At 71.7% G+C, this 1960-nt stretch carries 1 protein-coding gene and 2 pseudogenes; 1 reads left to right on the top strand and 2 read right to left on the bottom strand.

Annotated elements, in window-relative coordinates:
* Nucleotides 1-373 (bottom strand): annotated as a pseudogene (locus IEZ07_RS35175) (phospholipid carrier-dependent glycosyltransferase); the annotation flags it as partial.
* A gap of 125 nt (nucleotides 374-498) precedes the next feature.
* Nucleotides 499-1353: a 16S rRNA (cytidine(1402)-2'-O)-methyltransferase gene (rsmI, locus tag IEZ07_RS35170; protein ID WP_191898755.1), complete on the bottom strand. Its 855-nt coding sequence runs from the start codon at nucleotides 1351-1353 to the stop codon at nucleotides 499-501.
* 183 nt (nucleotides 1354-1536) lie between these two features.
* On the opposite strand from rsmI, the pseudogene IEZ07_RS35165 reads away from it, so the two are divergent.
* Nucleotides 1537-1960 (top strand): annotated as a pseudogene (locus IEZ07_RS35165) (phospholipid carrier-dependent glycosyltransferase); the annotation flags it as partial.

Genomic DNA, 1960 nt, shown 5'->3' with positions numbered 1-1960 from the left:
AGGGGGTCATGCCGAACAGGTGCTCACCGGTGGCGATCAGCCACTTGCCCAGCGGCGGATGCGCCACGTAGAGCGGGCAGGGGTCGGCGTCCGCGGGCACGCACGTCTCCCAGATCCGTGTGTCCCCGGCGATGAGCATCCGGTCGGCGACCGGGTCCTCGACGCTGCCCAGGGCCTTGCGCTCCACGCCGAAGTTGAGCAGCGCGAACGCGTCCTTGGCGTAGTAGGTCTCGTCGAAGACGACCGCGTTCGGGCGGCCCAGGTCGACGAAGCGCAGGACCGCGCCGAACGCCGCCACCAGCAGCGGGCCGATCCAGCCCCACAGGACGCCTCCCGGCATAGGCGGCACCAGCCGGTCACGCGTTGATCCCATTCAGGAGATTATGGTGATGAATCAGGCCCGATGCACAGCGTCGTAAAGGTCACGTTTGGGGATGCCCGTATGATCAGGCCCGATGGACGGCGTCGCAGAGGTCACGTTTGGCGACGCCCGTGTGATCAGGCCCGATGGACGGCGTCGTAGAGATCGCGTTTGGGGATGCCCGCGGCTTTGGCGACGTCCACGATCGCGTGCTTCCTCGGCACGCCGGCCTCCTCGCGCCGGGCGACCTCGGCGACCAGGTCCTCGATGACCGGTTCCAGGGCCTCCTGCACGTGCCCGGCGACGACGACGGTGATCTCGCCCTTGACCCCCTGCGCGGCCCACTCGGCGAGCTCGCCCAGGCCGCCGCGCCGTACCTCCTCGTAGGTCTTGGTGAGCTCCCGGCAGACCGCGGCGGGCCGGTCGGCCCCGAACGCCTCGGCCATCGCCGCCAGCGAGGCCGCCAGCCGGTGCGGCGCTTCGAAGAACACCATCGTGCGCTCCTCGGCGGCCAGGGCGGCCAGCCGGCGCGTCCGCTCGCCCTGCTTGCGCGGCGGGAACCCCTCGAAGCAGAACCGGTCGCTGGGCAGGCCGGAGACCGCCAGGGCCGTGGTGACCGCGGAGGGGCCGGGCAGCGAGGTGACCGTGATCCCGGCGTCGACGGCCAGGCGGGTGAGGCGGTAGCCGGGGTCGGAGACCCCCGGCATGCCCGCGTCGGTGACGACCAGCACGGTGTAGCCGGCCTGGAGCACCTCCAGCAGCTCGGCGGCCCGCGCGACCTCGTTGGCGTCGTAGTAGGAGACGATCCGGCCGCCGATCTCCGCGCCCAGGTCCGAGGCCAGCCTGCGCAGCCGCCGGGTGTCCTCCGCCGCGACCACGTCGGCCGTCTCCAGTGCCTCGCGGAGGCGCGGCGAGACGTCGCCCGCCTGCCCGATCGGAGCCCCCGCCAGCACCAGCCTGCCGTTGTCCGTCACCCTTCCATCTTCTCCCATCCCGCCCACCGTTCCCGCCGCCGCCCGCCGTTCCCGTCCCCGGTCCGCCCGGAGCCTTCCGGGAGGCCGGGGAGCCGGGGACGACAGCGGAGAACACGGTTCCGCCGTGGAGAAGCTCCCCGGTTGGGTACGTACGGGATGTTTCTTGAGGTGCACGGGTGACGAGGCCCGTACGATGTCCGGGTGGCCGTGACCGATTTCCCTGAGCAGGTGTCCGAGCAGCCGGAGCCCCGGCCGGGCGGCCGACCGGAGGACTCCGTACGCGACCGGCTGGTGCCGCCCATGCCGGGAGGCGTCCTGTGGGGCTGGATCGGCCCGCTGCTGGTGGCGGCGTTCGGCGCGGTCCTGCGCTTCGTGAACCTGGGCCGCCCGAACGCGGTCATGTTCGACGAGACCTACTACGCCAAGGACGGCTTCGCGCTGCTCAACTTCGGCGCCGAGCGGAACGCCGTCAAGGACGCCGACAAGCTCCTCATGCAGGGCAACACGGCGATCTGGGAGCAGTGCGCCCCGGCCGAGCTGGACAAGTGCGCGTCGTACGTCGTCCATCCGCCGCTGGGCAAGTGGCTGATCGCCACCGGTGAGCACCTGTTCGGCATGACCCCCT

The organism is Planomonospora parontospora, from assembly GCA_014647935.1.
Classification (GTDB): domain Bacteria; phylum Actinomycetota; class Actinomycetes; order Streptosporangiales; family Streptosporangiaceae; genus Planomonospora; species Planomonospora parontospora.
This window is presented reverse-complemented; position numbering and strand designations above follow the sequence as displayed.